This is a genomic window from Teichococcus aerofrigidensis, assembly GCF_054073225.1.
This window is the reverse complement of record NZ_JBSXMU010000037.1, coordinates 1-22,009: the sequence shown is the minus strand read 5'-3', so window position 1 is coordinate 22,009 and position 22,009 is coordinate 1. Positions and strand designations below refer to the sequence as shown.

Below are 22,009 nucleotides of genomic sequence, written 5' to 3'. Positions count from 1 at the left end.
GACTTCATGACAGTCGGCATCGAGATGGGCCGGACGACCGGCGGGCAGCCCGCGCTCCTCGACCTGGAGGAGCTGCTGGCCACCCGCCTGCTGGTGCAGGGCAATTCCGGCTCCGGCAAGTCGCACCTGCTGCGCCGGCTGATGGAGCAGTCCGCCCCCTGGGTGCAGCAGGCGGTGATCGACCCGGAGGGCGATTTCGTCACGCTCGCCGACCGCTTCGGCCATCTGGTCATCGACGCCGCCGAGCACAACGAGGCGGCCCTGCAGCGCGCCGCCGACCGGGTGCGCGCCCACCGCGTCTCCGTCGTGCTCAACCTCGAGGGGCTGGACGCGGACGGGCAGATGCGCCACGCCGCCGCCTTCCTGGGCGGGCTGTTCGACGCCGACCGCGACCACTGGTCGCCCATGCTGGTGGTGGTGGATGAGGCGCAGCTCTTCGCCCCCGCCGCCGCCGGCGAGGTGTCGGACGAGGCCCGCCGCGCCTCGCTGGGCGCCATGGCCAATCTGATGTCGCGCGGGCGCAAGCGCGGGCTGGCCGGCGTCATCGCCACCCAGCGCCTGGCCAAGCTGGCCAAGAACGTCGCCGCCGAGGCCTCGAACTTCCTGATGGGGCGCACCTTCCTCGACATCGACATGGCCCGCGCCGCCGATCTGCTGGGGATGGAGCGGCGGCAGGCGGAGATGTTCCGCGACCTGCCGCGCGGCAGCTTCGTGGCGCTCGGCCCCGCCCTGTCGCGCCGGCCGCTGCCGGTCACCATCGGCGCGGTGGAGACCGAGTCGCGTGGCACCAATCCGGGTCTGATCCCCCTGCCGCAGACCGCGCCGGAGGCGGCGCGGGAACTGGTCCTGGCCGCGACCGCGGAACCGGACCCCGTGCCGCGCCCGGTGCGGCGGGCTCCGTCGCCGCCGCCCGATATCCTGGCACAGCTGGCCCAGGCCCGCCCGGCGGTGGCGACACCCCGCGCAGAACCGGCGATGACCGCCGAGGAACAGGCCGAGCGGCGGCGGCGGATGGACGAGATCCTGCGGCAGATCCTGGCCGAGCCCGAGGCCGCCTTCCGCAACGGCTCGGTGCTGTACCAGGATTTCCTGGTGCGGCTCCGCATCCACGCCATCCCCGGCAAGCCGCCGGAGATCCCGGCCTTCCGTCGCATGCTCTCCGTGGCCCGCGCCGGCATCAGCGCCGAGGCCGCCGAGGGGGAGGCGTGGCAGGCGGTGGAATCCCGCGCCGCCGCCCTGCCGGAGGACACCCAGGGGGTGTTCCTGCTGCTGGCCCGCGCGGCGCTCGACCGGCTGCCCTGCCCGTCGGACGCGACCATCGCGGAGGCCTATGGCACGCGTTCGGCCGGGCGGGCGCGGCGGCTGCTGAGCTGGCTGGAGGAGCAGGGGGCGATCGTGCAGCGCCCGGATGCGGCCGGGCGGCGCATCGTCGCGCTGGTGGGGCTGGGGTGGGAGACGGCGCCGGGAGAGGCGGCGGCGTGAGGAATCCCGCGCGCTGGGCTCAGCCGTGGACCGTCCCCTGTGCCGGCATGGCGTGTGCCGCCCGGATGCGGGCCGGTGCGGATGGCCCCGCGCAAGGTTGCGCGCCTCATTCGGCCGCCGCCACGATGGCGCGGGCGACCTCGGCCAGCGCCGCCTCGCGCGCGGCGAGCGGCGCCCCGCTGCCGGTCAGATAGGCGGCGACCAGGATCGGCGGGGCGTCGCCGGGCGGCAGGAGCAGGCCGGCATCGTTGGTGCTGCCGCGCTCCCCGCTGCCGGTCTTCTCGGCCGCGCGCCACCCGGCGGGCAGGCCGGCGCGCAGCCGCGCATCGCCGGTGAGATTGCCCGCCAGCCAGGCCAGCAGCCGCGCGCGCGAGACGGCGCTCAGCACCTCGCCCAGCAGCAGCCCGTGCAGGGTGTCCAGCATGGCGAGGGGCGTGGTGGTGTCGCGCGGGTCGCCCGGCCGCGCCTCGTTCAGCGCCGTCTCCCAGCGGTCGAGGCGGGTGGCGGGGTCGCCGATGCGGCGCAGCCAGGCGGTCAGCCCCTCCGGCCCGCCCAGCCCCTCCAGCAGGAGGTTGCCCGCGACATTGTCGCTGCGGGTGACGGCGGCCTCGCACAGCTCCTCCACCCGCATGCCGTCGCCGCCCACCCGCGTACCGGTGACCGGCGCATAGGGCACCAGCTTCTCCGGCCCGAAGACGACGCGGCGGCTCAGACTCTCCTGGCCCGCATCCACCCGGTGCAGCGTCGCGGCGGCGGCCAGGGTCTTGAAGGTGCTGGTCATGGGGAAGCGCTCCTCGCCGCGCCAGGCCAGCGGCCGACCCAGGCCCACCCGCACCGCCACGCCGAGGCGGCCGCCGATGCCGGCCTCGATGGCGGCGAAGCGGCGCGGCAGGGTCTCCGCCGCGCGCGCCGCCGCAGCTCCCCAGGGCAGCATCAGGCCCATCGCCATCCAGTCCCGCCTTCCGCGCATCGCGCGTCTCCCATTGTCGTCAGGCGGCGGAGACTGCCGGCGCGGCCTGGGCTGGACAAACGGGCAATTCCCGGGGCAAGCCCAAGCAAAACTTATGGATCCGGCCCGTGGCGTCCCATCTTCCCCTGAACGCGCTGCGCGCCTTCGAGGCCGCGGCACGGCATCTCAGCTTCACCCGCGCCGGGCTGGAACTGCGTGTCACCCAGGCGGCGATCAGCCAGCAGGTCCGCTCGCTGGAGGATATCCTGGGGGTGCCGCTGTTCCGCCGGCTGCCGCGCGGCCTGGCCCTGACCGAGGAGGCGGAGGCGCTGCTGCCGGTGCTGACCGATGCCTTCCGCCGCATCGGCGCGACGCTCGACCGGTTCGAGGGCGGGCGGATGCGCGAGGTGCTGACGCTGGGCGCGGTCGGCACCTTCGTCACCGGCTGGCTGCTGCCGCGCCTGCCGGCGTTCCGCGCGGCGCATCCCTTCATCGACCTGCGGCTGATGACCAACAACAACCGGGTGGACCTGGCGGGCGAGGGGCTCGACCTCGCCATCCGCTTCGGCGACGGCGCCTGGCACGGGACGTCGGCGCTGGCGCTGTTCGCGGCGCCGCTGACGCCGCTCTGCGCGCCGGAGATCGCCGCGCGGCTGCGCCAGCCGGCCGACCTGCGGCGCGAGGTGCTGCTGCGCTCCTACCGGCTCGATGAATGGCCGCGCTGGTGCGCGGCGGCGGGGCTGGCGCCGCCCCCGGTGCGCGGCTTCGTCTTCGATTCCTCGCTGACCATGGCGGAGGCCGCGGGCCAGGGCGCCGGCGTCGCCCTGCTGCCGGCGCGGATGTTCGGTCGGGCCCTGCGCGACGGCCGGCTGGCGCGGCCCTTCGGCACCGAGATCGCCCTCGGCGCCTACTGGCTGACGCGGCTGCATTCCCGCGCCGAGACGGTGGCGATGGCCGCCTTCCGCGACTGGCTGCTCGACGCCTGCCGGGACCCCGCCCAAGGCGCGGGGGGCTGAGCGTCCGCGCGGGGACGCCCCGCGGCCTGCCGCCGGCCGGACCCGGCGATCAGGGGCCGCCCCCTAGCGGGGCGGGGTGATCCCGCGCGCCACCGCCAGGAACTCCGCCTCCCGCGCGGCGAACTCCGCCTTCTCGCCGAGGCAGACCAGGGTGGTGCGGCCCTTCGGCGTCTCCTGGATGACGAAGAGGCTGCGAACCGCCCCGGCGCGGTCCGGCAGGCCCTGGCCGGGGCGGAAGTCCGCGACCAGGCTGAGGCCGCCGATGCCGGCATGGGCGTAGGGCGCGCTCCGCAGCGGCGTGTAGCGCGGCGCCAGGGTGGCCAGGACCAGCTCCTGCCAGCGCGGCGTGGCCATCAGCCGGTTGAGCTGCTCCTGGCTCATCGCGGCGTTCTGCGGCGCCGGAACATAGGCGACCTGGCATCCGGTGTCCCGGTCGGTCGGCCGGCGCAGGGCGAAGCGCGCCGTCTGGTCGCCCTGGGCGGGGATCGGCTCGGCGGTGTAGCCCGGCGGTGGCGCCACGCCGAGGCCGCTGGCGACATCCCGCAGGGGTGCCGCCACGGCCGGGAGCAGGGGCGCCATCAGGGACAGGCAGAGCAGGGCGCGGACAAGGGCTGTTCTCATGCGGCGCAGGGAAGGCCGCCGCCGCCCCGCTGTAAAGCGCGGCGGGGCCTTCCCCGCGGATCAGGCGGCACCGCGCAGCGGATCGTAGGAAGCGAGGTCCATCTCCGGCGCCTGGCGGAGAGCCAGCTGCGCCGCGAGCTTCCCGGCATAGGGGCCCATGGTCAGGCCGCCGGGCCCGAGGCCATTGGCGATCACCAGCCCCTCCCAGCCGGCCGGGCGGCCGAGCAGCGGCGCCAGGTCGGGGCCCATGGGGCGGAAGCCGATGCGCGTCTCGAGCAGGGTCGCCTGGGCGAGGCCGGGCGCCACGGACAGGGCGTTGTTCAGAACCTCGGCGATGCCGCCGGCGGTGAGGCGGTGGTCGAAGCCGGAGCCGGTCTCGCGGGTGGCGCCGACAACCACCCGGCCCTCGCCGAAGGCCAGCAGGTAATGGCTGCTCATCGGCAGCAGCACGGGCCAGGCCGAGGTGTCCTGCCCCTCCATCCGCAGATGGACGATCTGCCCCCGCTGCGGCACCACGGCGAGACGCAGGCCGAGTGGCTGCAGGAGGGGCGACGCCCAGGCCCCGGCGGCCAGCACCACCTCGTCGGCATCGAGCCGGCTGCCGTCCTTCAGCATCACGCCGAGCACGCGCGTCCCGGCCGAGACCAGGGCCGCGACGCCGGCGATGCGGTCGGTCGCGCCGCGCCGGACCGCCGCGCGCCGGAGCGCCTCGGTCAGCCTGCGGCCATCCACCCGCGCCGCACCGGCGATATGCAGCGCCGGCTGGCCCGGCCGCAGCGGCGGAAACAGGGCGCGGGCCTCGGCGGCGGAGAGGCGGGTGATGGCGCCGGCCTCCGGGACCGTGGCGGCGCGGGCCCGGGTGCGCGCCTCCGTCGCCGCGAGCTGGGCGGGATCGGCCGGCGCGCAGATGGCGCCGACGCGGCCGTAGCTGGTCTGCGTCTCGCCCAACCCGGCCAGCTCCTCGATCAGCGCCGGATAGGCGCGGGCGCTGGCATTGGCCATGGCGTACCAAGCCTCGTCCTCCCGCTCGGACGACCAGGGGTTGATGATCCCGGCCCCCGCCGCCGTGGCGCGGCCCGCGTGATCCTCGTCGAGGATGATGACCTCGGCGCCGGCGCCGGCCAGATGATAGGCGGCGCTGGCGCCGAAGATCCCGGCGCCGAGAACGATGATGCGCATGCTTCCGCTTCCTTTCCCCGGCCCGGCCGGGATGCTGTGAGCGGAGCCTAGAGCAAAGCCCGGCCGGATGAAGCCGTTCGGGTGAAAGCGGTTCCCCGTCGGATCCGGGCCGGCCGGGGCGGCGCCCGTCAGCCGCCGGTCAGCTCCAGCGCCTGCCGCTCGAAGAGGCGGCGGTACAGCCCGCCCGGCCGTGTCACCAGCGCCTCATGCCGCCCTTCCTCCACCACCGCGCCGCGGTCGAAGACCAGGATGCGGTCCATGGCGCGCACGGTGGAAAGGCGGTGCGCGATGACGATGGCGGTGCGGCCCCTCAGCAGCCGCCCCATCGCCTCCTGGATCGCCGCCTCGCTCTCCGAGTCCAGGGCCGAGGTCGCCTCGTCCAGGATCAGGATCGGCGCATCGGCCAGGAAGGCGCGGGCCAGGGCCACGCGCTGCCGCTCGCCGCCGGAGAGCTTCACGCCACGCTCGCCCACCAGCGTGCGGTAGCCGCGCGGCAGGCGGGTGATGAAGTCGTCGGCATTGGCCAGCGCGGCGGCGCGGCGGATCTCCTCGGGCGTCGCGCCGGGCCTCGCATAGGCGATGTTCTCGGCCAGGGAGCGGTGGAACAGCACCGGCTCCTGCTGCACGATGGCGATCTGCCGCCGCAGCGAGGCCTGGGTGGCCTGCCGCACGTCCTGCCCGTCGATGACGACGCGGCCCTCCGTCACGTCGTGCAGCCGCTGGATGAGCTTGACCAGCGTGGTCTTGCCGGAGCCGGAGGGGCCGACCAGCCCGACATTCTCGCCGGCGCGGATCCGGAGCGAGAGGTCGCGGTAGAGCGGGGTGGTGTGGCCGCCGTAGCGGAAGGTGACACGCTCGAACGCGATCTCGCCCCGCGTCACGGCGATCGGCGTGGCGCCTGGCCCGTCCTCGATACCGAGCGGCGTGGCGTGCAGCGCCACCATCTCCTCCATCTCGTTCACGCCGCGCTGCAGGTTGCTGATGTGGTAGCCGACATCGCGAAGATAGCCCTGCACCAGGAAGAACATGGTCAGCACGGTGGTGAGGTCGCCGGCGCTGGCCTCGCCGCGCCACCAGAGCCAGAGCGCGGCGCCGATGATGGCGGTGCGCAGCAGCGTCATGGTGACGATCTGCGCCCCCTCGGAGGCGGCGCTGCGGTTCCAGGTGCGGGCGGTGCGGCGGCGCCATTTCCCGATCATCGCGCCGAGCCGCGCATCCTCCCGCGCCTCGGCGCCGAAGGCCTTGACCACCGCGTTGGCGCCGATGGCATCGGCCATGGCGCCGCCGAGCCGCGTGTCCCAGCTGTTGGACAGGCGCGCGGCCGGCGCCACCCAGCGCAGCGAGAGCAGCAGGGTCTGCGCGACGTAGATCAGCCCGCCCGCCGCCACCAGCGCCCCCATCAGAGGCCAGCGCCAGCCGAGCAGCAGCGTCGCGCCCAGCAGCATGATGGCGGAGGGCAGCAGGGCGATCAGGATGGTGTCGTTCACCGTGTCGATCGCCCACATGCCGCGGCTGATCCGGCGCACGGTCGAGCCGGCGAAGCTGTTGGCGTGCCAGTCGGCGGAGAAGCGCTGCACGCGCTGGAAGGCCTCGGCGCCGGCGGCCGACATGAGACGCAGCGACAGCGCGATGATGGCGAGGATGGCGCCTGTCCGGCCACCCAGCACCGCCAGCCCCAGCAGGGCGAGCATGCCGAGCGCGCGCAGCGCTTCCTCGAGCGCCGCCTCGCGCCCGGCGTCGCCGGCCCGTGCCAGGGCATCGACAAGGCGACCGGCATAGAGCGGCACCAGCACATCGGCCAGGGTGGCCAGGAGCATGCCGGCCAGCACGGCGGCCAGCAGGACGGGATGGCGCAGCGTCCGGCGCGCCAGGAAGGTGAGGACGGCGCGGAACGGCCCCGCGCCCTGGGATTGAACGGTCACGATGTCTTATCGCCCGGCGATGCGGGCGGCCCTTCACGGAGGAAGCCGGCAGGCGGCCGCAGGCTGAAGCGGCCGCGCCGTCGGTCTCAGGGACAAGGGTTCAGGCGGGGGAGGGGCCCGGCGGGCGGGCCGCGCGCGAGTTAGCGGCGGCGGCGGCCGGGCGGCCCCGCGAAGCGCGGCTGCGGCGAGAGGGGCGCCTGCTGACGACGCGGATCTGTCATGGCGGCCCTCCTGCCGGGAAGATTGCGATAGATTAACCTATGCGAAGGGCGGGCGGGGCGGCAAGCCGGCCGCGGCACACGGCTGCGCGAGCGTCCCGCCTCAGGCCGCGTGCCTGTCCGGCGGCGGATCGCGCAGCGCCAGGGCCTCGCGCACCACCGAGCGGAACTCCCGGCGGTGCAACTCGCGCAGCACCAGCAGGCTGCTCAGGATCAGCGCCGCCGGATGCAGGATCCAGGCGAGGGCGGCGAGGCCGAAGTAATAGGCGCGCAGCCCGGTGTTGAAGTGGCGCGCGGCGCGGTTGGCGACCTCCGCGGCCACCAGCGCCTGCGGCACGCTGTCGGGCGTGCCGCCCAGGCCGCCGACGCAGATGCTGGTGTAGTTGAACTGCCGCAGCGCCCAGGTCAGCTCGAAGAAGGCGCGGACGAAGATGAAGATCAGGAGGAAGACGCGGATCTCCCAGGCGCTGTCCTCCGGCGGCACGGCGGCGAAGGGCACGGCGCTGAAGATGCGCCGGCCGAGGTCCGGCGTGCCCAGCATCGCCACCAGCGCGCCCAGGATGAAGATGCTGGTATTGGCTAGGAAGGAGGTCGAGGACATCAGGTTGCCGATGATGCTGATGTCGCTGATGCGGTTCTCGCGCGTGATGGCGGCGCGCATCCAGATCCGGCGGTGCTCGTCCATCGCGGCGATGACGCTGCGGGCGCGGATCGCCGGCACGCGGTCCACCACCGTGGCATAGCCCATCCAGCAGAGGACGAAAACGGCGAGGGCGATCCAGTCGAGCGGGGTGAGCGGCAGGGTCATGACCGCTGCATAGCATCAAGCCCGGGACCTGCGCGGTGATTCGCGCCATGGCCGCGCCGGCACGAAAAAGGCGGGCTCCTGGAGGGGGCCCGCCCGGTCCGGGGAGAGGCCGGCGCCTCAGCCCATCTTCTTCTTCAGGTTCTCGTCCAGCTTGGCCAGGAAGTTCTGGGTGTTCAGCCAGGGCTGGCCCTTGCCGATCAGCACCGCCAGGTCCTTGGTCATGTGCCCGCTCTCGACCGTCTCGACACAGACCTGCTCGAGCGCGTTGGCGAAGTCCACCACGTCCTGCGTGCCGTCGAACTTGCCGCGATAGGCGAGGCCGCGGGTCCAGGCGAAGATCGAGGCGATCGGGTTGGTCGAGGTCTCGCGGCCCTTCTGGTGCTCGCGGTAGTGGCGCGTGACGGTGCCGTGCGCCGCCTCGGACTCCACCGTGTTGCCGTCGGGCGAGAGCAGGACGGAGGTCATCAGGCCGAGCGAGCCGAAGCCCTGCGCCACGATGTCCGATTCGACGTCGCCGTCGTAGTTCTTGCAGGCCCAGATATAGCCGCCTTCCCACTTCAGAGCGGAGGCGACCATGTCGTCGATCAGGCGGTCCTCGTAGGTGATGCCGCGCTTCTCGAACTCGGCCTTGAACTCCTCGTCGTAGATCTTGCGGAAGATGTCCTTGAAGGTGCCGTCATAGGCCTTCAGGATCGTGTTCTTGTGGCTGAAATAGACCGAGTAGTTGCGCGCCAGGCCGTAATTGAAGGAGGCGCGGGCAAAGCCCTCGATAGACTTGTTGAGGTTGTGGATCATCATGCCCACGCCCGGGCCCTTGAAGACGAAGTCGCCGATCTCCTGCGGCGCGCCGCCCTCGGGCGTGAAGGTCATGCTGAGCTTGCCGGCGCCCGGCACCTTCATCTCGACCGAGCGGTAGATGTCGCCATAGGCGTGGCGGCCGACGACGATCGGCTTCGACCAGTGCGGCACCAGGCGGGGCACGTTCTGGCAGATGATCGGCTCGCGGAAGATGGTGCCGTCGAGGATGTTGCGGATGGTCCCGTTCGGGGACTTCCACATCTTCTTCAGGCCGAACTCCTTCACCCGGGCCTCGTCCGGGGTGATGGTCGCGCACTTCACGCCGACGCCGTACTGCTTGATGGCGTTGGCGGCGTCGACCGTCACCTGGTCGTCCGTCTGGTCACGGTACTCGATGCCGAGGTCGTAGTACTTCAGGTCGATATCGAGATAGGGGGTGATCAGCTTGTCCTTGATGAACCCCCAGATGATGCGGGTCATCTCATCGCCGTCGAGCTCGACGACGGGATTCTTCACCTTGATCTTGGCCATGCTGATCCTCGTCTGGACGCCTTGCGGTAGCAGCCGGAGGCCCGCTGGGCCCGCCCGGCGGCTGGGTCGGCCGGACAATCGCATCCGGGGCAGGGCTGGGCAAGGGCGGGGGCACAGGTCATCCGGCGGGCCAGCGGGAAGGCAGGAAAAACTTACGCCACTCCCCAGGCGTTAGCCGGGCGGTGAATGCGGGCCGCAGCGGTCCGGCAGGAAAGCCTTCAGGAGGGGCCTAGCCATGAGCGTCTTCAGTTCCATCATGTCCAGGATTTTCGGGCACAAGACGGCCGAGGCGGCGACGCCCGAGGCAGGGGCCACGCCGGCCCCCGGCGCCGCGCCTGAAGCCGGTCCGGGCGCCACCGCGGGCACGCCCCCTGGTGCGACCCCCCCTGGTGCGACCTCCCCTGGTGCGACCTCGGGGGCGTCACCGGCCGCCGCGCCGGCGCAACCGGTCGATGTCTCCGCCGTGCTGAGCGACATGGCGGCGAAGAACCCGCAGAAGCTGAACTGGCGGGAGTCGATCGTCGACCTGATGAAGCTGCTCGGCCTGGACAGCAGCCTGGAGAACCGCAAGGAGTTGGCGAAGGAGCTCAACTACAGCGGCGACACCGGCGATTCGGCGGCCATGAACATCTGGCTGCACAAGCAGGTCATGACCAAGCTGGCCGAGAATGGCGGCAAGGTTCCGGAAGAGCTCAAGGGCTGAGCAACCACGTCGCCGGCCGGGGGGGCAAGGTGCCCCCCGGCCACGTCATGCGAAGCCCGGCGCCGGCCGTCTCACACCACCTGACGCGCCCGCAGCCCGGCGATCTCATCGGCGGAGAGGCCCATCTCCGCCAGCACGGCGTCGGTGTGCTCGCCCAGGGCGGGCGGGTGGCTGACGACCTCGCTCGGCGTCCGGCTCAGCCGGAAGGGCTGGCCGACATAGTCCTGCGCTTGGTTGCTGCCGCCGTTGAGATGGCGGGCGATGCCGAGGTGCTGCACCTGCTCGTCGGCGAAGACCTGATCGATGGTGTAGATCGGGCCGCAGGGCACGCCGGCGGCGTTCATCTTCTCCACCCAGGCCGCCATGTCGTCCGTGAGGGTGACCGCCTCGATCTCGGCGTTCAGCGCGTCCCGGTTGTCGCTGCGCGCCTGCCCGTTGGAGAAGCGCGGATCGGTGGTCCATTCCGGCTTGCCGAGGACCTGGCAGAGCCGCTCCCAGATACGCTGCCCGGAGGCGGCGATGTTCATGTGCCCGTCCCGCGTCTTGAACACGCCGGTCGGGATGCTGGTCGGGTGGTTGTTGCCGGCCTGCTTCGGCACCTCCCGCGCCTGCAGCCAGCGCGACGCCTGGAAGTCCAGCATGAAGATCTGCGCCTCCAGCAGGGAGGTCTGCACCCACTGGCCCTTGCCGCTGACTTCCCGCTCCAGCAGCGCCACCATGATGCCCTGGGCGGCGAAGAGGCCGGAGCACAGGTCGGCGATCGGGATGCCGACGCGCACCGGCCCCTGGCCGGGCAGGCCGGTGATCGACATCAGCCCGCCCATGCCCTGGGCGATCTGGTCGAAGCCCGGCCGCTTCGCATAGGGGCCATCCTGGCCGAAGCCGGAGATCGAGGCGAGGATGATGCGGGGATTGACGGCGGACAGGGCCTCGTAGTCGATGCCGAGGCGCTGCTTCACATCCGGGCGGAAATTCTCCACCACCACATCGGCCTTCTCGACCATCCGCTTGAACAGGGCGACGCCGTCGGGGTCCTTGAGGTTCAGCGTGATGGCGCGCTTGTTGCGGTGCAGGTTCTGGAAGTCGGGGCCGAGCCGGGGGCCGCCCATCGGGTCGCCGGCATCGAGGCCTTCCGGCATCTCGACCTTGATGACATTGGCGCCCCAGTCGGCCAGCTGGCGCACGCAGGTCGGACCGGAGCGGACCCGGGTCAGGTCCAGCACGGTGAAGCGCGCCAAGGCTTCCGAGGCTTTGGGGGCGGCTGACGGCATCGTGTCGGTTCTCCTAGCCTTGCGACGCCGGAGGATCGCGCCGGAAATGAAAACTGTCAACAGAACTCCTGCCCGTTCTGCTGACAGTAGACACGACGGCGGCGGACCGGGCATCCTGTGGCATGGCCGAGATCTCCGCTTCCCCCCTGCACATCGTGCGCACGCAATCCCTGGCCTCGCTGGTCGCGGGCGAGTTGGAGCGCATGATCCTGAGTGGCGAGTTGCCGCCGGGCAGCCGCCTCAACGAGCAGGCCCTGGCCGCCCGCCTCGGCGTCAGCCGCGGCCCGGTGCGCGAGGCGGTGCGCGGGCTGGACCGCAGCGGGCTGGTCGTCACCGTGGTGAACCAGGGTTCCTTCGTGCGCCAGCTGAGCGTCGAGGAGGCGCTGGACGTCTTCGACCTCCGCGCGGCCCTGATCGGCTATGCCTGCGAACGCCTCGCCGGCCGCGCCACGAAGGAGGAGCTGGAGGAGCTGTCCCGCCTGGTCCGGGAGATGGATGTCGCCGCCGAGGCCGATGCCGCGGCGCAGTACTTCGCGCTCAACATCACCTTCCACAATACGCTGATGAGCATGGGCGGAAGCCAGCGCGCGGTGCGGTTCTACGGCGACCTGGGCAAGGAGCTGACGCTGATCCGCCGCAAGGGGCTGGTGGCGCCGGAGCGGATGCGCGAATCCAACGGCGAGCACATGGCCATCCTGCGCGGGCTGCTGGCCGGCGACGCCCAGGCCGCCCGCGCCGCCGGCGAGGCGCATATCCGCGGCGGCAAGCAGCGCTTCCTGGCCCTGCCGCTGGACAACGGCGCGGCGCCGGCCACCGCCCCGCGCCGGCGGCAGCAGCCGGCCTGAGGCCTGACGCCGGAGAGGGATGCCGCGCGGCGTGGCACCGGACGGGGGTACCGGGCCACGCCGCCGACGGCCGGACCCGCTACCAGCGCGGGCCGTAGCCGTGGCGGCGGGGCGGGCCGTAATAGCCGCCCCGGTAGGGTGAGCCGCGCCCATAGCCGTAGCCGTAGTCGCGGCGGTGGGAGCGGCGGCGATAGTGGCGGTCGTCATCATCGCTCAGCGAGCCCGCGATCAGCGCGGTCGCCAGCCCCGCGCCGGCGCCAAGCGCCAGCGTGCTGCCCCAGTCGGTCGAGCCGTCGGGGTTCTGGCAGCCGCCGAGGATCAGGCCGGCGGCGAGGGCGAGAGCGGGAAGCATGCGGCGCATGGGGGGAACCTCCTCCGATGCGGGGAGGCTGGGCCCCGGGCAAGGCGGCGCCATGGCGGGAATCCGGCCGCATGAGGGCAGCCGTCCCCCGCCCGGGCACGGCTCAGCGCAGGGGCGGGGCGTATTGCAGGCCGCCGTCGTTCCAGAGACGGTTCATCCCGCGCGGCAGGCCCATGGGCTCGATGTTGCGGGTCCACATCTCGCCGTAGTTGCCGACAGCCTTGATGGCCAGGGCGGCCCAGCGCCGGTCCAGGCCGAGGGAGGGACCGACCTCGCCATCGGTGCCGAGCAGGCGGCGGATATCCGGGGAGGAGGACGTGGCCAGGCTGTCCACCTTCTCCGCCGTGACCTCCAGCTGCTCGGCGGCGATCAGCGCCAGCTGGGTCCAGCGCACGATGTCGAACCAGCGGTCGTCGCCCTTGCGGACGAAGGCGCCGAGCGGCTCCATCGAGATCACCTCCGGCAGCACCAGCAGTTCCTCCGGCTTCTCCCGCCTGTGGCGGAAGCCCGACAGGCCGGTGACGTCGCGCGTGAAGGCATCGCAGCGGCCGCTGAGGAAGGCGGACTGGATCTGGTTCGGATCGTCGATGATGACCGGCGTGAACTTCGCCCCGATGCGACGGAAATAGTCCTGCAGGATCAGCTCCGTGGTCGAGCCCGGCGGCACGCAGATGCTGGCCCCGTCCAGCTCCGCCACCTTGGTGACGCCCAGCGCGGTCTTCACGACGAAGCCCTGGCCGCTGAAATAGTTCGGCGCGGCGAAGCTGAGGCCGAGCGCGCTCTCCCGCGTCGTCACCCAGGTGGTGCTGCCGAACAGCACATCGACCTCGCCGCTCTGCAGGGAGGGGAAGCGCGTCAGTCCGGTGACCGGGCGGATGGTGACCTTGCTCGCGTCGCCCAGCGCGGCGGCGGCCAGGGCGCGGCAGGAATCGACGTCCATGCCGCGCCAGACGCCCTGGCTGTCGGGCAGCGAGAAGGGCGGGTTGTCGTTCTGCATGGCGCAGATGACGCTGCCCCGCGCGCGGATGGCGTCGAGGGTGGCGGAGCCGCTGGGGGGCGCGGGCTGGGCCAGGGCCGTGCCGGTGCCGAGCAGGCCGGCGAGCAGGGCCGCGCCGCATCGCAGCGCGCGGCGGAGGGAGACGGCGGGACGCCGCGTCGGGGTCGTGAGGGTCATGCTTGGGTCGCGCCTCATGGCTGTCCTGGCCGGCCGGGACGGGCCGGCGGGGGAGGGCAGGCTAGAGCAGAAGCGCGCCGCGTGACACCGCACGCCAGGCGCTGTCCGCCGCGGAGCTAGCCGCGCGCGCCGGAGAAGGCGTTGAAGGTCTGCAGCGTATAGGTGTCCTTCACCCCGGCCACGGTCTGCACCCGCTCGACCACGAAGAGCCCGATGTCGCGGTCGCCCTCCAGGTAGAACTTGCCGAGCAAATCGTATTGCCCCGAGATGGAATGCATCTCGGAGAGTTCCTCGATGGTGTCGGCCATCTCCCGCGCCACCTCGTAGGCGCGGCCCATCTCGCACTTGATCATGACGAATATGGCGCGCATGGCTGGCCTCCCGCTGGTGCCCGGTTGCTCGGCCGGCACCATGACGTGGCCCCGGCCCCGGGGGAAGGGGGCGGCGGGATCCCGTGTCCCGATTCCCGGCGGGCCTGAATTCCGGCGGATTTGAATTCCCGTCTGGCGCGGGTAGCCGCGGCACGGCGCCTCGGCTAGCCTGCCGCCACTTGTGTGATGACTGCAACGAGGAACGGGCCGGGATGGACGGGATGAGCACAACGACACGCACGGGCGGCCAGCTTCTGGCCGATGCCTTGGTGGCCCAGGGCGTGACGCAGGCCTTCTGCGTGCCGGGCGAGTCCTATCTCGACCTGCTGGACGGGCTCTATGCCAACAGCGACCGGATCGCGCTGACCACCTGCCGCTTCGAGGCGGGCGCGGTGAACATGGCGGAGGCCCATGGCAAGCTGACCGGCCGCCCCGGCGTGGCGCTGGTCACGCGCGGCCCCGGCGCCTGCCATGCCGCCATCGGCGTGCATGTCGCCTACCAGGACAGCACGCCGCTGATCCTGATCGTCGGCCAGATCCCCTTCGCCGAGACCGATCGCGAGACCTTCCAGGAGGTGGACTACCGCCGCATGTTCGGCTCCGTCGCCAAATGGGTGACGCAGATCGACGACGCCGCGCGCATCCCCGAGCTGATGGCGCATGCCTTCGACGTCGCCACCTCCGGCCGCCCCGGCCCGGTGGTGATCGCCATCTCCGAGGAGATGCAGAAGGCCCGCGTGGCCGTGCCAGATATCGGCCCGGCCGAGGTGGCGCCGGCCTCGCCCTCGCCGGCGGCGCTGGAGAAGATGCTGGCCCTGCTCGACGCCGCGGAGCGGCCGCTGGTGGTGCTGGGCGGCTCGCGCTGGAGCGCGGAGACGCGGCGCATCATCCGCGCGTTCTGCGTGGCGCGCGACCTGCCGGTCGCCGTCGCCTTCCGCCGCCAGAGCCTCTATGACTGCACCCTGCCGAACTTCGCCGGCGACCTCGGCGTCGGCGCCGATGCCGGGCTGGTGGCCCGCGCGAAGCAGGCCGACCTGATCCTGGCCATCGGCACCCGGATCGGCGAGCCGGTCAGCCAGGGCTATACCCTGTTCGACATGGCGGGGCAGTCGGGCCAGAAGATCGTCCATATCCATCCCGACCAGGCCGAGATCGGCCGCGTCTACCGCCCGGCGCTCGGCATCACCGCCGAGATCAACGCCTTCGCAGAGGCCCTGGCGAAGCTGCCGGCGCCGGAGGGCGCGGCGAAATGGTCGGCCTGGACGCGGGAGGTGCACGCCGCCCGCGTGAAGCAGGCGGAGGCGCCGGACTATGCCGGGCCGCTGAACCTGGCGCGCGAGCTGCAGGCGCTGGAGAAGATCCTGCCGGCCGACACGATCTTCACCTGCGATGCCGGCAATTTCGCCACCTGGCCGAACCGCTTCATGCACATGACGGCGGAGCAGGAGTTCCTGGGCCCGACCAACGGCGCCATGGGCTATGCCGTGCCGGCGGCGATCGGCGCCAAGATCACCTTCCCGGAGCGCACGGTCATCGGGCTGGTCGGCGATGGCGGCTTCCTGATGACCGGGCAGGAGATCGCGACCGCCTTCCAGGATGGCGTGGCGCCGGTCATCCTGGTGTTCAACAACGGCATGTACGGCACCATCCGCATGTACCAGGAGCGTGCCTATCCCGGCCGCGTCTCCGGCACGAAGCTGACCAACCCGGACTTCACCAAGTTCATCGAGGCCTTCGGCGGCCATGGCGCGGTGGTGGAGAAGGATGGCGAGCTGGTGCCGGCCTTCCAGCGCGCCGTGGCCAGCGGCAAGCCGGCGGTGATCGAGATCCGGATGAACCCCGAGCAGGTCACGAACCGCGCCACCATCGAGGAGCTGCGGCGGCAGGGCGGCGGCAAGCACTGAGCGAGGCCATGGCCGGGAGCGCCCGCTAGAACGCTTTCCGTTCGCCCTGGCTCACGGCAAACGCTCCAGCCATTCGCTTTGACGAGCATCTTCACCCGATCAGGTGCTTCCACCTGATCGGGATCCGCTCTAGCCGTGGCGCGCTCGGCTGTCGGCCGGAGCCTCGTCGCGCTCCTCCAGCCCGTAGTCGCGGATCACGGCGGCCACCCGCAGCCGGTATCCGGCGAAGACCCCGCCACGCCCCACCGCCTGCGCGGCGCGATGCGAGGGCAGGTTGCGCCACGCACGCACCGCCGCCTCGTCCCGGAAGAAGGACAGCGACAGGAGCTTGCCCGGATCGCTCAGGCTGCGGAACCGCTCGACCGAGATGAAGCCGTCGATGGTATCCAGCTCGGCCCTGAGCCGGGCCGCGATCTCGAGATAGCGGTCCTGATGGCCCTCGGCCGGGCGGACCTCGAAGAGCACCGCGATCACGCTGAGCCTCCTGTCGGATGGAGGCCCCTTGGCCGTCGGAGGCCGGGGCCGGTTTTCATGAAGCGCCACCCCTCCGGAGCGAAGCGGCGGCGACGGCTCAGTCACCGATCGCCACCCCCTCCCGCCGCGGATCGGCCCCGCCCAGCAATCCCCCCGGCGTGACCGTGATGGCCTGCAGCCCCGAGGTCATGGGCCGCACATCCACCTTGTGCCCGCGCGCCTCCAGCGCCGGCGCCAGGGCGGCCGCCGCGCTGCCCTGCTCCAGCTCGACCGTGGCGCCGAGGCTGCCGATGCGGGGCAGGGAGACCGCCGCCTGCGGGTCCAGCCCCCAGTCCAGCAGGCCGAGCAGCGTTTGCGCGACATAGCCGATGATGCGCGCCCCGCCCGGGGAGCCCAGCACCGCCACCAGCCTGCCGTCCCGGTCGAAGACCAGGCTCGGCGCCATGGAGGAGCGCGGCCGCTTGCCGCCCTCGACCCGGTTGGCCACCGGCCGGCCGTCGATCTCCGGACGGAAGGAGAAGTCGGTCAGCTCGTTGTTGAGGAAGAAGCCCTCGACCAGCAGCCGCGCGCCGAAGGCATCCTCGACGGTGGTGGTCATCGACACGGCATTGCCGGCGGCATCGACGATGGACACCTGGCTGGTGCCGAACTCCGGCTGCGTCGGCTGCGGCGCCAGCCGCCCCTCCCGCCAGCGCGGCAGGCCCGGGCGGGGCGCGGGATGCGCGCGGTCGCGGTCGATCAGCTGGGCGCGCAGGGTGAGGTAGCCGTCCTCCGTCAGGCCGCGCACCGGCACGGGGGTGAAGTCGGCATCGGCCAGGTAGAGGTTGCGGTCGGCGAAGGCGAGGCGGCTGGCCTCGGCCAGAAGATGCGCCGCGTCGGCCCCGCGCGGATCGAGCCGCGCCATGGGCAGATGCTCCAGGAGGCCGAGGATCTGCGCCACGGCGACGCCGCCGGAGGAGGGCGGCGGGAAGCCGCAGACGCGCCAGCGGCGGTAGGGCCGGCAGAGCGGCTCGCGCGGCTTCGGGACATAGGCCGCGAGGTCGGACAGGGTCATGCCGTTCCCTGCATCGCCATGCCGGGCGATGCCGGCGACGATGGCCTCGGCGATGGGGCCGCGTTGCAGGGCGGCGGCGCCCTGCTCCGCCAGGGCGCGCAGCGTGCGGGCCAGCGCCGGGTTGCGCAGGACATGGCCGGCCGGCCAGGGCGTGCCGTCGGCGGCGAAGAAGTAGGCCCGCGCACCGGGGTCGCGCCGCAGCCTCTCCGCGTCCTCCCCGATCAGCGCGGCGAGGCGCGGCGAGACCGGGAAGCCCTCCTCGGCGAGCCGGATCGCCGGCGCGAAGAGCGTGGCCCAGGGCAGCCGGCCCTGCGCCTGGTGGGCGGCCTCCAGCATCGGCATGACGCCGGGTGCGCCCACGCTGCGGCCGGACAGCACGGCCTCGTAGAAGCTGAGCGGCGTGCCGTCGGGGCGCAGGAACAGGGCGGGCGTGGCGGCGGCCGGCGCCGTCTCGCGCCCGTCCCAGGCGGTGAGGAGGCTGCCCTCGGCCCGCCAGTGCAGCAGCAGCGCGCCACCGCCGATGCCGGAGGATTGCGGTTCCACCAGCGTCAGCACCGCCTGCACGGCCACGGCGGCATCCACCGCGCCGCCGCCCTGCCGCAGCATGGCGAGCCCGGCCTCCGCCGCCAGCGGATGCGCGGCGGCGACCATCTGGCGCTCGGCCCGCGCCGGCGGGCGCGGGGCCTCCTGCGCGGCGGCGGCGGGCGCCAGCAGCAGCGCCATGAGGCCGAGACTTCCGAGATGTCGCCGCATCGCCATTCTTCCTGCCGGGGGCGGCAGGATAGTCCGCGCCGGGGCGGTCTTGCATCCCGCCCCCGGTGATGTGACCTCTCGTCGCGGCATGGCGGAAGGGAAGGGCGATGGCCCCGGAGGATGAGGCGCTGCCGGAGGGCATCCGGCGCAAACTGGTGGAGAGCAAGCAGCGCTGGGCGCGCGAGGGCCGGCTGCTGACCGGGCAGGCCCCAGGGCAGGCCCCAGGGCAGATCCCGGCAGGGGAGGGGCCGCGCCCGCGCCTGCCGCCGGGCCAGCGGCGGGTCGCGGACTTCCCGGTGCTCGATCTCGGCCTGCAGCCCGCGGTGACGCGGGAGGCCTTCCGGCTGAAGGTGGAGGGGCTGGTCGAGCGCCCGGTGACGCTGGACTGGGCCTGGCTGCAGGAACTGCCGCAGGAGGAGCGGGTCAATGACATCCACTGCGTCACGCAATGGTCGCGCTACGACAACCGCTGGAGCGGCGTGCCGGCTCCGGCCCTGCTCGACCTGGTGAGGCTGAAGCCGGGCGCCGCCTTCGTCAGCTTCGAGGCGCATGACGGCTACACCACCAACCTCCGCCTGGACGACTTCGCCCGCCCGGAGAACCTGCTGGCGCACAGCTGGGAGGGCCGGCCGCTGACGCGGCAGCACGGCGGACCCCTGCGCATCGTGGTGCCGCATCTCTATCTCTGGAAAAGCGCCAAATGGGTGCGCCGCATCACCTTCACCAACCGGAACCAGCCGGGCTTCTGGGAGGTGCGCGGCTATCACGACCGGGGCGACCCCTGGCTGGAGGAACGCTATGGCTGACCCGACCCGCCGCGCCCTGCTCGGCGCACCCCTGCTGCTGGCGGCGGCCCCCGCCGCGCCCGATCCCGCGGCGGCGCGGGGACACGATTTCCGCTTCCCCGCCATCGAGGGGGGCGAGATCGACCTGGGCGCGCAGCGCGGCCGGCCCCTGCTGGTGATCAACACCGCGAGCTTCTGCGGCTTCGCCAGCCAGTTCGCGGGGCTGCAGCGGATCCACGAACGCTACGGTCCGCGCGGCCTGTTCCTGCTGGCCGTGCCGTCCAACGACTTCAACCAGGAGAATGCCGACAGCACGGCGATCAAGGCCTTCTGCGAGGCCACCTGGGGGGTCGACTTCCCGATGGCGGCGCCCTGCCACGTGAAGGGGCCGGAAGCCCATCCCTTCTTCGCCTGGGCGGCGGCCCGCAGCACGGCACCGCGCTGGAACTTCTTCAAGTACCTGGTGGCGAAGGACGGGCGCCTGCTGCAGGCCTTCCCGAGCGCCACCGGGCCGGACGCGCCCTCCTTCCGCCAGGCGATCGAGGCGGCGCTGGCGTGATGGCGGAATGGCGGCCGATGCGGCCCGTGGACCTGCCGGCGGCGGAGCGCATCGCCGCCGTGGTGCATCCGGACTTCCCGGAGGACGAGACGGTCTTCGCCGAGCGCCTCGCGTTGTATCCGGAGGGCTGCCGCGTGCTGGTGGGGGAGGGCGGGGCGCTGGGCTACGCCATCACGCATCCCTGGCGGCGGGGCGAGCCGCCGGCGCTGAACAGCCTGCTCCGCGCCCTCCCCGCGCGGCCCGACACCTACTACATCCACGACCTCGCCCTGCTGCCCGGCGCGCGCGGCGGCGGCGCCGCCGGCCGGCTGGTGGCGCTGCTGGCGGAGCAGGCGCGCGGCCTGCCGGGGATGTCCCTGGTCGCGGTGAACGGCTCGGTGCCCTTCTGGCGCCGGCAGGGCTTCTCGGTGGTGCGGGAGCCGCGCCTCGCCGCCAAGCTGCGGAGCTATGACGCGGAGGCCTGCCTCATGGAACGCCCGCTGGCCGGGTGAGGCGGCGCCGGCTCAGCGCAATCCGGGCAGCACCGCCGCGCGTTCGGTGCAGAAGCGCCGCACCGCCGCCGCCAGCCAGTCGCACTCGGCCTCGCCGATCGGCAGGCTCAGGGCGATCATGCCGCGCCGCGCCAGGTAGAGGCCCTCCGCCATCAGGTCGAGGAAGAACAGCTCGCGCAGCTGCTCCTCCTCGGCCGTGGATGCATAGGGGCGGAGAAGCGGGCCGGGGCGGAAATGCGGCGCCATCATGCTGCCCGCGCCGGTGAAGTGCAGCCCGCTGCCCTCGGCCGCCTCGTTCAGCGCCGCGCGCAGCGCCTCGCCACGGTCATAGAGCGCGGCGGCCTCGCTGGCGCCGAAGACCTCGCCCAGCGCCACGACCCCGGCGGCCATGGAGAAGACGTTGTTGTTGAAGGTGCCGGCATGCGGCAGGCTGCCCGGGCGGTGGCCGTCGAACTGCGCCATGATGTCGGCCCGGCCGCCGAAGCCGCCGAAACTCATGCCGCCGGCCATGTACTTGCCGAGCGTCGTCATGTCCGGCGTGATGCCCAGCCGGGCCTGCAGCCCGCCCTCGGAATGGCGGCTGCACATCACCTCGTCGAGGATCAGCACGGCGCCGGTCTCGGAGGCGGCCTCGCGCAGCGCCTGCAGGAACTCGGCGCTGGCCGGGATGCAGCCGCCCGCGCCCATCATCGGCTCGACGATGACGGCGCCGATGCTGTCGGCATGGCGGCGGATCAGCGCGGCGGCACCCGGCCCGTCATTGTAGTCGGCCAGGGTGAAGGGCAGCGGCAGGGTCACCGCCTCGGCCCCCGGCGTGAACAGCAGGACCCCCCCGTGGTAGCCGCCGCGGAAGGCCAGGATGCCGGGGCGCCCCGTGAAGTTCCGCGCGGCGGTGAGGGCCATGATATTGGCCTCCGTGCCGCTGTTGGTGAAGCGCACGCGCTCGATCGAGGGGAAGCGCGCCTGGATCAGCGCCGCCAGCCGGCCCTCATCGGCGCCGACCGCGGCGAGGTTCATCCCCCTCTCCATCGCGGCGCGCAGCGCGGCCTGGATGCGCGGCTCGGAATGGCCGAACAGCCCCGCGGAATACTCCCCGCAGAAGTCGATGTACTCATGCCCGTCCACATCCCAGAGCCGGCACCCCGCGCCCCGCGCCATGGCCGTGGGGAAGGGGGTGTAGAACAGGACGCTGCGGGTATTGCCGCCGGCCAGGCTCTGGCGCGCCGTCTCGTGCAGGGCGGCGGAGGCGGGTCTCGCCTGCGCATAGGCGTCCCGTGCCTCGGCCAGCAGGGCCGGGAGATCGCTGTTGCGCAGAGGCGCGGAGGGGCCTGCGGGCATGGTAAGGGCTTCCTTGGCGACGCTGCCGGTCAGGCTGCGGCGGGTCCCGCCCCGGGTCAAGCCTGGGCCTGGCCATGCCATGTCTATCCTTGCGTAACAACGGACTATCAAGGCTGGCGGTGAAGTGCCATGAACTGTAAGGAGGCGTGGATGCGCCGCAGAGATCTCCTTGCCCTGCTGCCGGCGGCGGCCGTGCCGGGCGCGCGGCCCGGCCGGGCGGCACCGCCGCAGACCTGGCCGGCCGATAGCGCGGCGTGGCTGCGCCTGGCGGCGCGGCTGCGGGCGGTGGACCAGGACGGGCTCTCGCCGGGTCACTACGCCATCCCGCCCGACAGCCGCGCGGCGGCCGATCCGTCGGGTCATGCCGCCGCGCTGCGGGCCGCGGCGCAGGCCGTGCTGGCG

21 protein-coding genes and 1 pseudogene are annotated in these 22,009 nt (G+C 72.8%); 9 read left to right on the top strand and 13 right to left on the bottom strand.

All coding sequences use genetic code 11. The annotated features are described in order from the left end of the window. Positions 1-6: 6 nt before the first annotated feature. The gene (locus ACVMLK_RS10220; protein ID WP_198367334.1) at positions 7-1,482 is read left to right on the top strand and encodes a helicase HerA domain-containing protein; all 1,476 of its coding nucleotides are present in this window, start codon (positions 7-9) and stop codon (positions 1,480-1,482) included. A gap of 106 nt (positions 1,483-1,588) precedes the next feature. Here ACVMLK_RS10220 and bla read toward each other — a convergent pair whose 3' ends face one another. After that, complete coding sequence (gene bla, locus ACVMLK_RS10215) at positions 1,589-2,431, bottom strand: class A beta-lactamase (protein ID WP_457486334.1); 843 nt, start codon at positions 2,429-2,431, stop codon at positions 1,589-1,591. 128 nt (positions 2,432-2,559) lie between these two features. On the opposite strand from bla, the gene ACVMLK_RS10210 reads away from it, so the two are divergent. Beyond that, complete coding sequence (locus tag ACVMLK_RS10210) at positions 2,560-3,447, top strand: LysR substrate-binding domain-containing protein (RefSeq protein ID WP_370592044.1); 888 nt, start codon at positions 2,560-2,562, stop codon at positions 3,445-3,447. A gap of 63 nt (positions 3,448-3,510) precedes the next feature. Here ACVMLK_RS10210 and ACVMLK_RS10205 read toward each other — a convergent pair whose 3' ends face one another. From ACVMLK_RS10205 to ACVMLK_RS10185, 5 genes are all read right to left on the bottom strand, one after another. Then, on the bottom strand, positions 3,511-4,026 hold the full coding sequence (locus ACVMLK_RS10205) for a hypothetical protein (protein WP_457486333.1): 516 nt from the start codon (positions 4,024-4,026) through the stop codon (positions 3,511-3,513). Between the two features lie 102 nt (positions 4,027-4,128). After that, a complete protein-coding gene (locus ACVMLK_RS10200) occupies positions 4,129-5,247 on the bottom strand; it encodes an NAD(P)/FAD-dependent oxidoreductase (protein WP_457486332.1) in 1,119 nt (372 codons plus the stop codon). 128 nt (positions 5,248-5,375) lie between these two features. Beyond that, the gene (locus ACVMLK_RS10195; protein WP_457486331.1) at positions 5,376-7,169 is read right to left on the bottom strand and encodes an ABC transporter ATP-binding protein; all 1,794 of its coding nucleotides are present in this window, start codon (positions 7,167-7,169) and stop codon (positions 5,376-5,378) included. A 321-nt stretch (positions 7,170-7,490) separates the two neighbouring features. Further along, positions 7,491-8,195, bottom strand: a complete 705-nt coding sequence (locus ACVMLK_RS10190; protein ID WP_198367330.1) for a DUF599 domain-containing protein — start codon at positions 8,193-8,195, stop codon at positions 7,491-7,493. A 117-nt stretch (positions 8,196-8,312) separates the two neighbouring features. Further along, a complete protein-coding gene (locus tag ACVMLK_RS10185; RefSeq protein ID WP_198367329.1) occupies positions 8,313-9,524 on the bottom strand; it encodes an NADP-dependent isocitrate dehydrogenase in 1,212 nt (403 codons plus the stop codon). A 235-nt stretch (positions 9,525-9,759) separates the two neighbouring features. Between ACVMLK_RS10185 and ACVMLK_RS10180 the strand changes: the two genes are divergently transcribed. After that, positions 9,760-10,227, top strand: coding sequence for a DUF3597 domain-containing protein (locus tag ACVMLK_RS10180; protein ID WP_457486330.1), 468 nt, complete (start codon positions 9,760-9,762; stop codon positions 10,225-10,227). A 71-nt stretch (positions 10,228-10,298) separates the two neighbouring features. Here ACVMLK_RS10180 and ACVMLK_RS10175 read toward each other — a convergent pair whose 3' ends face one another. Continuing rightward, positions 10,299-11,498 (bottom strand): CaiB/BaiF CoA transferase family protein, encoded by a 1,200-nt coding sequence (locus ACVMLK_RS10175; RefSeq protein WP_198367327.1) that lies wholly within the window; start codon positions 11,496-11,498, stop codon positions 10,299-10,301. A 122-nt stretch (positions 11,499-11,620) separates the two neighbouring features. On the opposite strand from ACVMLK_RS10175, the gene ACVMLK_RS10170 reads away from it, so the two are divergent. Continuing rightward, positions 11,621-12,343, top strand: coding sequence for a GntR family transcriptional regulator (locus ACVMLK_RS10170; RefSeq protein WP_198367326.1), 723 nt, complete (start codon positions 11,621-11,623; stop codon positions 12,341-12,343). A gap of 79 nt (positions 12,344-12,422) precedes the next feature. On the opposite strand, the gene ACVMLK_RS10165 is transcribed toward ACVMLK_RS10170, so the two are convergent. From ACVMLK_RS10165 to ACVMLK_RS10155, 3 genes are all read right to left on the bottom strand, one after another. Then, positions 12,423-12,704, bottom strand: a complete 282-nt coding sequence (locus tag ACVMLK_RS10165; RefSeq protein WP_457486329.1) for a hypothetical protein — start codon at positions 12,702-12,704, stop codon at positions 12,423-12,425. Positions 12,705-12,807: 103 nt separating this feature from the next. Continuing rightward, complete coding sequence (locus ACVMLK_RS10160) at positions 12,808-13,878, bottom strand: amino acid ABC transporter substrate-binding protein (protein WP_198367324.1); 1,071 nt, start codon at positions 13,876-13,878, stop codon at positions 12,808-12,810. A gap of 116 nt (positions 13,879-13,994) precedes the next feature. After that, a complete protein-coding gene (locus ACVMLK_RS10155; protein WP_198367323.1) occupies positions 13,995-14,249 on the bottom strand; it encodes an Lrp/AsnC ligand binding domain-containing protein in 255 nt (84 codons plus the stop codon). A 221-nt stretch (positions 14,250-14,470) separates the two neighbouring features. On the opposite strand from ACVMLK_RS10155, the gene ACVMLK_RS10150 reads away from it, so the two are divergent. Continuing rightward, positions 14,471-16,153 (top strand): thiamine pyrophosphate-dependent enzyme, encoded by a 1,683-nt coding sequence (locus tag ACVMLK_RS10150; protein WP_457486328.1) that lies wholly within the window; start codon positions 14,471-14,473, stop codon positions 16,151-16,153. A 129-nt stretch (positions 16,154-16,282) separates the two neighbouring features. On the opposite strand, the gene ACVMLK_RS10145 is transcribed toward ACVMLK_RS10150, so the two are convergent. Then, entirely contained in the window at positions 16,283-16,627 is a 345-nt protein-coding gene (locus ACVMLK_RS10145) for an antibiotic biosynthesis monooxygenase family protein (RefSeq protein ID WP_457486327.1), read from the bottom strand. Between the two features lie 97 nt (positions 16,628-16,724). Then, on the bottom strand, positions 16,725-18,434 hold the full coding sequence (gene ggt, locus ACVMLK_RS10140; RefSeq protein WP_457486326.1) for a gamma-glutamyltransferase: 1,710 nt from the start codon (positions 18,432-18,434) through the stop codon (positions 16,725-16,727). Between the two features lie 107 nt (positions 18,435-18,541). On the opposite strand from ggt, the gene ACVMLK_RS10135 reads away from it, so the two are divergent. The 3 genes from ACVMLK_RS10135 to ACVMLK_RS10125 are packed head-to-tail and all read left to right on the top strand — an operon-like array spanning position 18,542 to position 20,269. After that, positions 18,542-19,240 carry a sulfite oxidase-like oxidoreductase gene (locus ACVMLK_RS10135; RefSeq protein WP_457486325.1) on the top strand — a complete coding sequence of 233 codons (699 nt, stop codon included), beginning with the start codon at positions 18,542-18,544 and terminating at the stop codon, positions 19,238-19,240. Continuing rightward, positions 19,233-19,778, top strand: coding sequence for a glutathione peroxidase (locus ACVMLK_RS10130; RefSeq protein WP_457486324.1), 546 nt, complete (start codon positions 19,233-19,235; stop codon positions 19,776-19,778). Before ACVMLK_RS10135 ends, ACVMLK_RS10130 begins: the two co-directional genes overlap by 8 nt. A gap of 17 nt (positions 19,779-19,795) precedes the next feature. After that, positions 19,796-20,269 (top strand): GNAT family N-acetyltransferase, encoded by a 474-nt coding sequence (locus ACVMLK_RS10125; protein WP_457486323.1) that lies wholly within the window; start codon positions 19,796-19,798, stop codon positions 20,267-20,269. Between the two features lie 12 nt (positions 20,270-20,281). Here the strand turns inward: ACVMLK_RS10125 and ACVMLK_RS10120 are convergent, their stop codons facing one another. Next, a complete protein-coding gene (locus tag ACVMLK_RS10120; protein ID WP_457486322.1) occupies positions 20,282-21,607 on the bottom strand; it encodes an aspartate aminotransferase family protein in 1,326 nt (441 codons plus the stop codon). Positions 21,608-21,757: 150 nt separating this feature from the next. Between ACVMLK_RS10120 and ACVMLK_RS10115 the strand changes: the two are divergent. Then, positions 21,758-22,009, top strand: a pseudogene (locus ACVMLK_RS10115) (L,D-transpeptidase family protein); the annotation flags it as partial.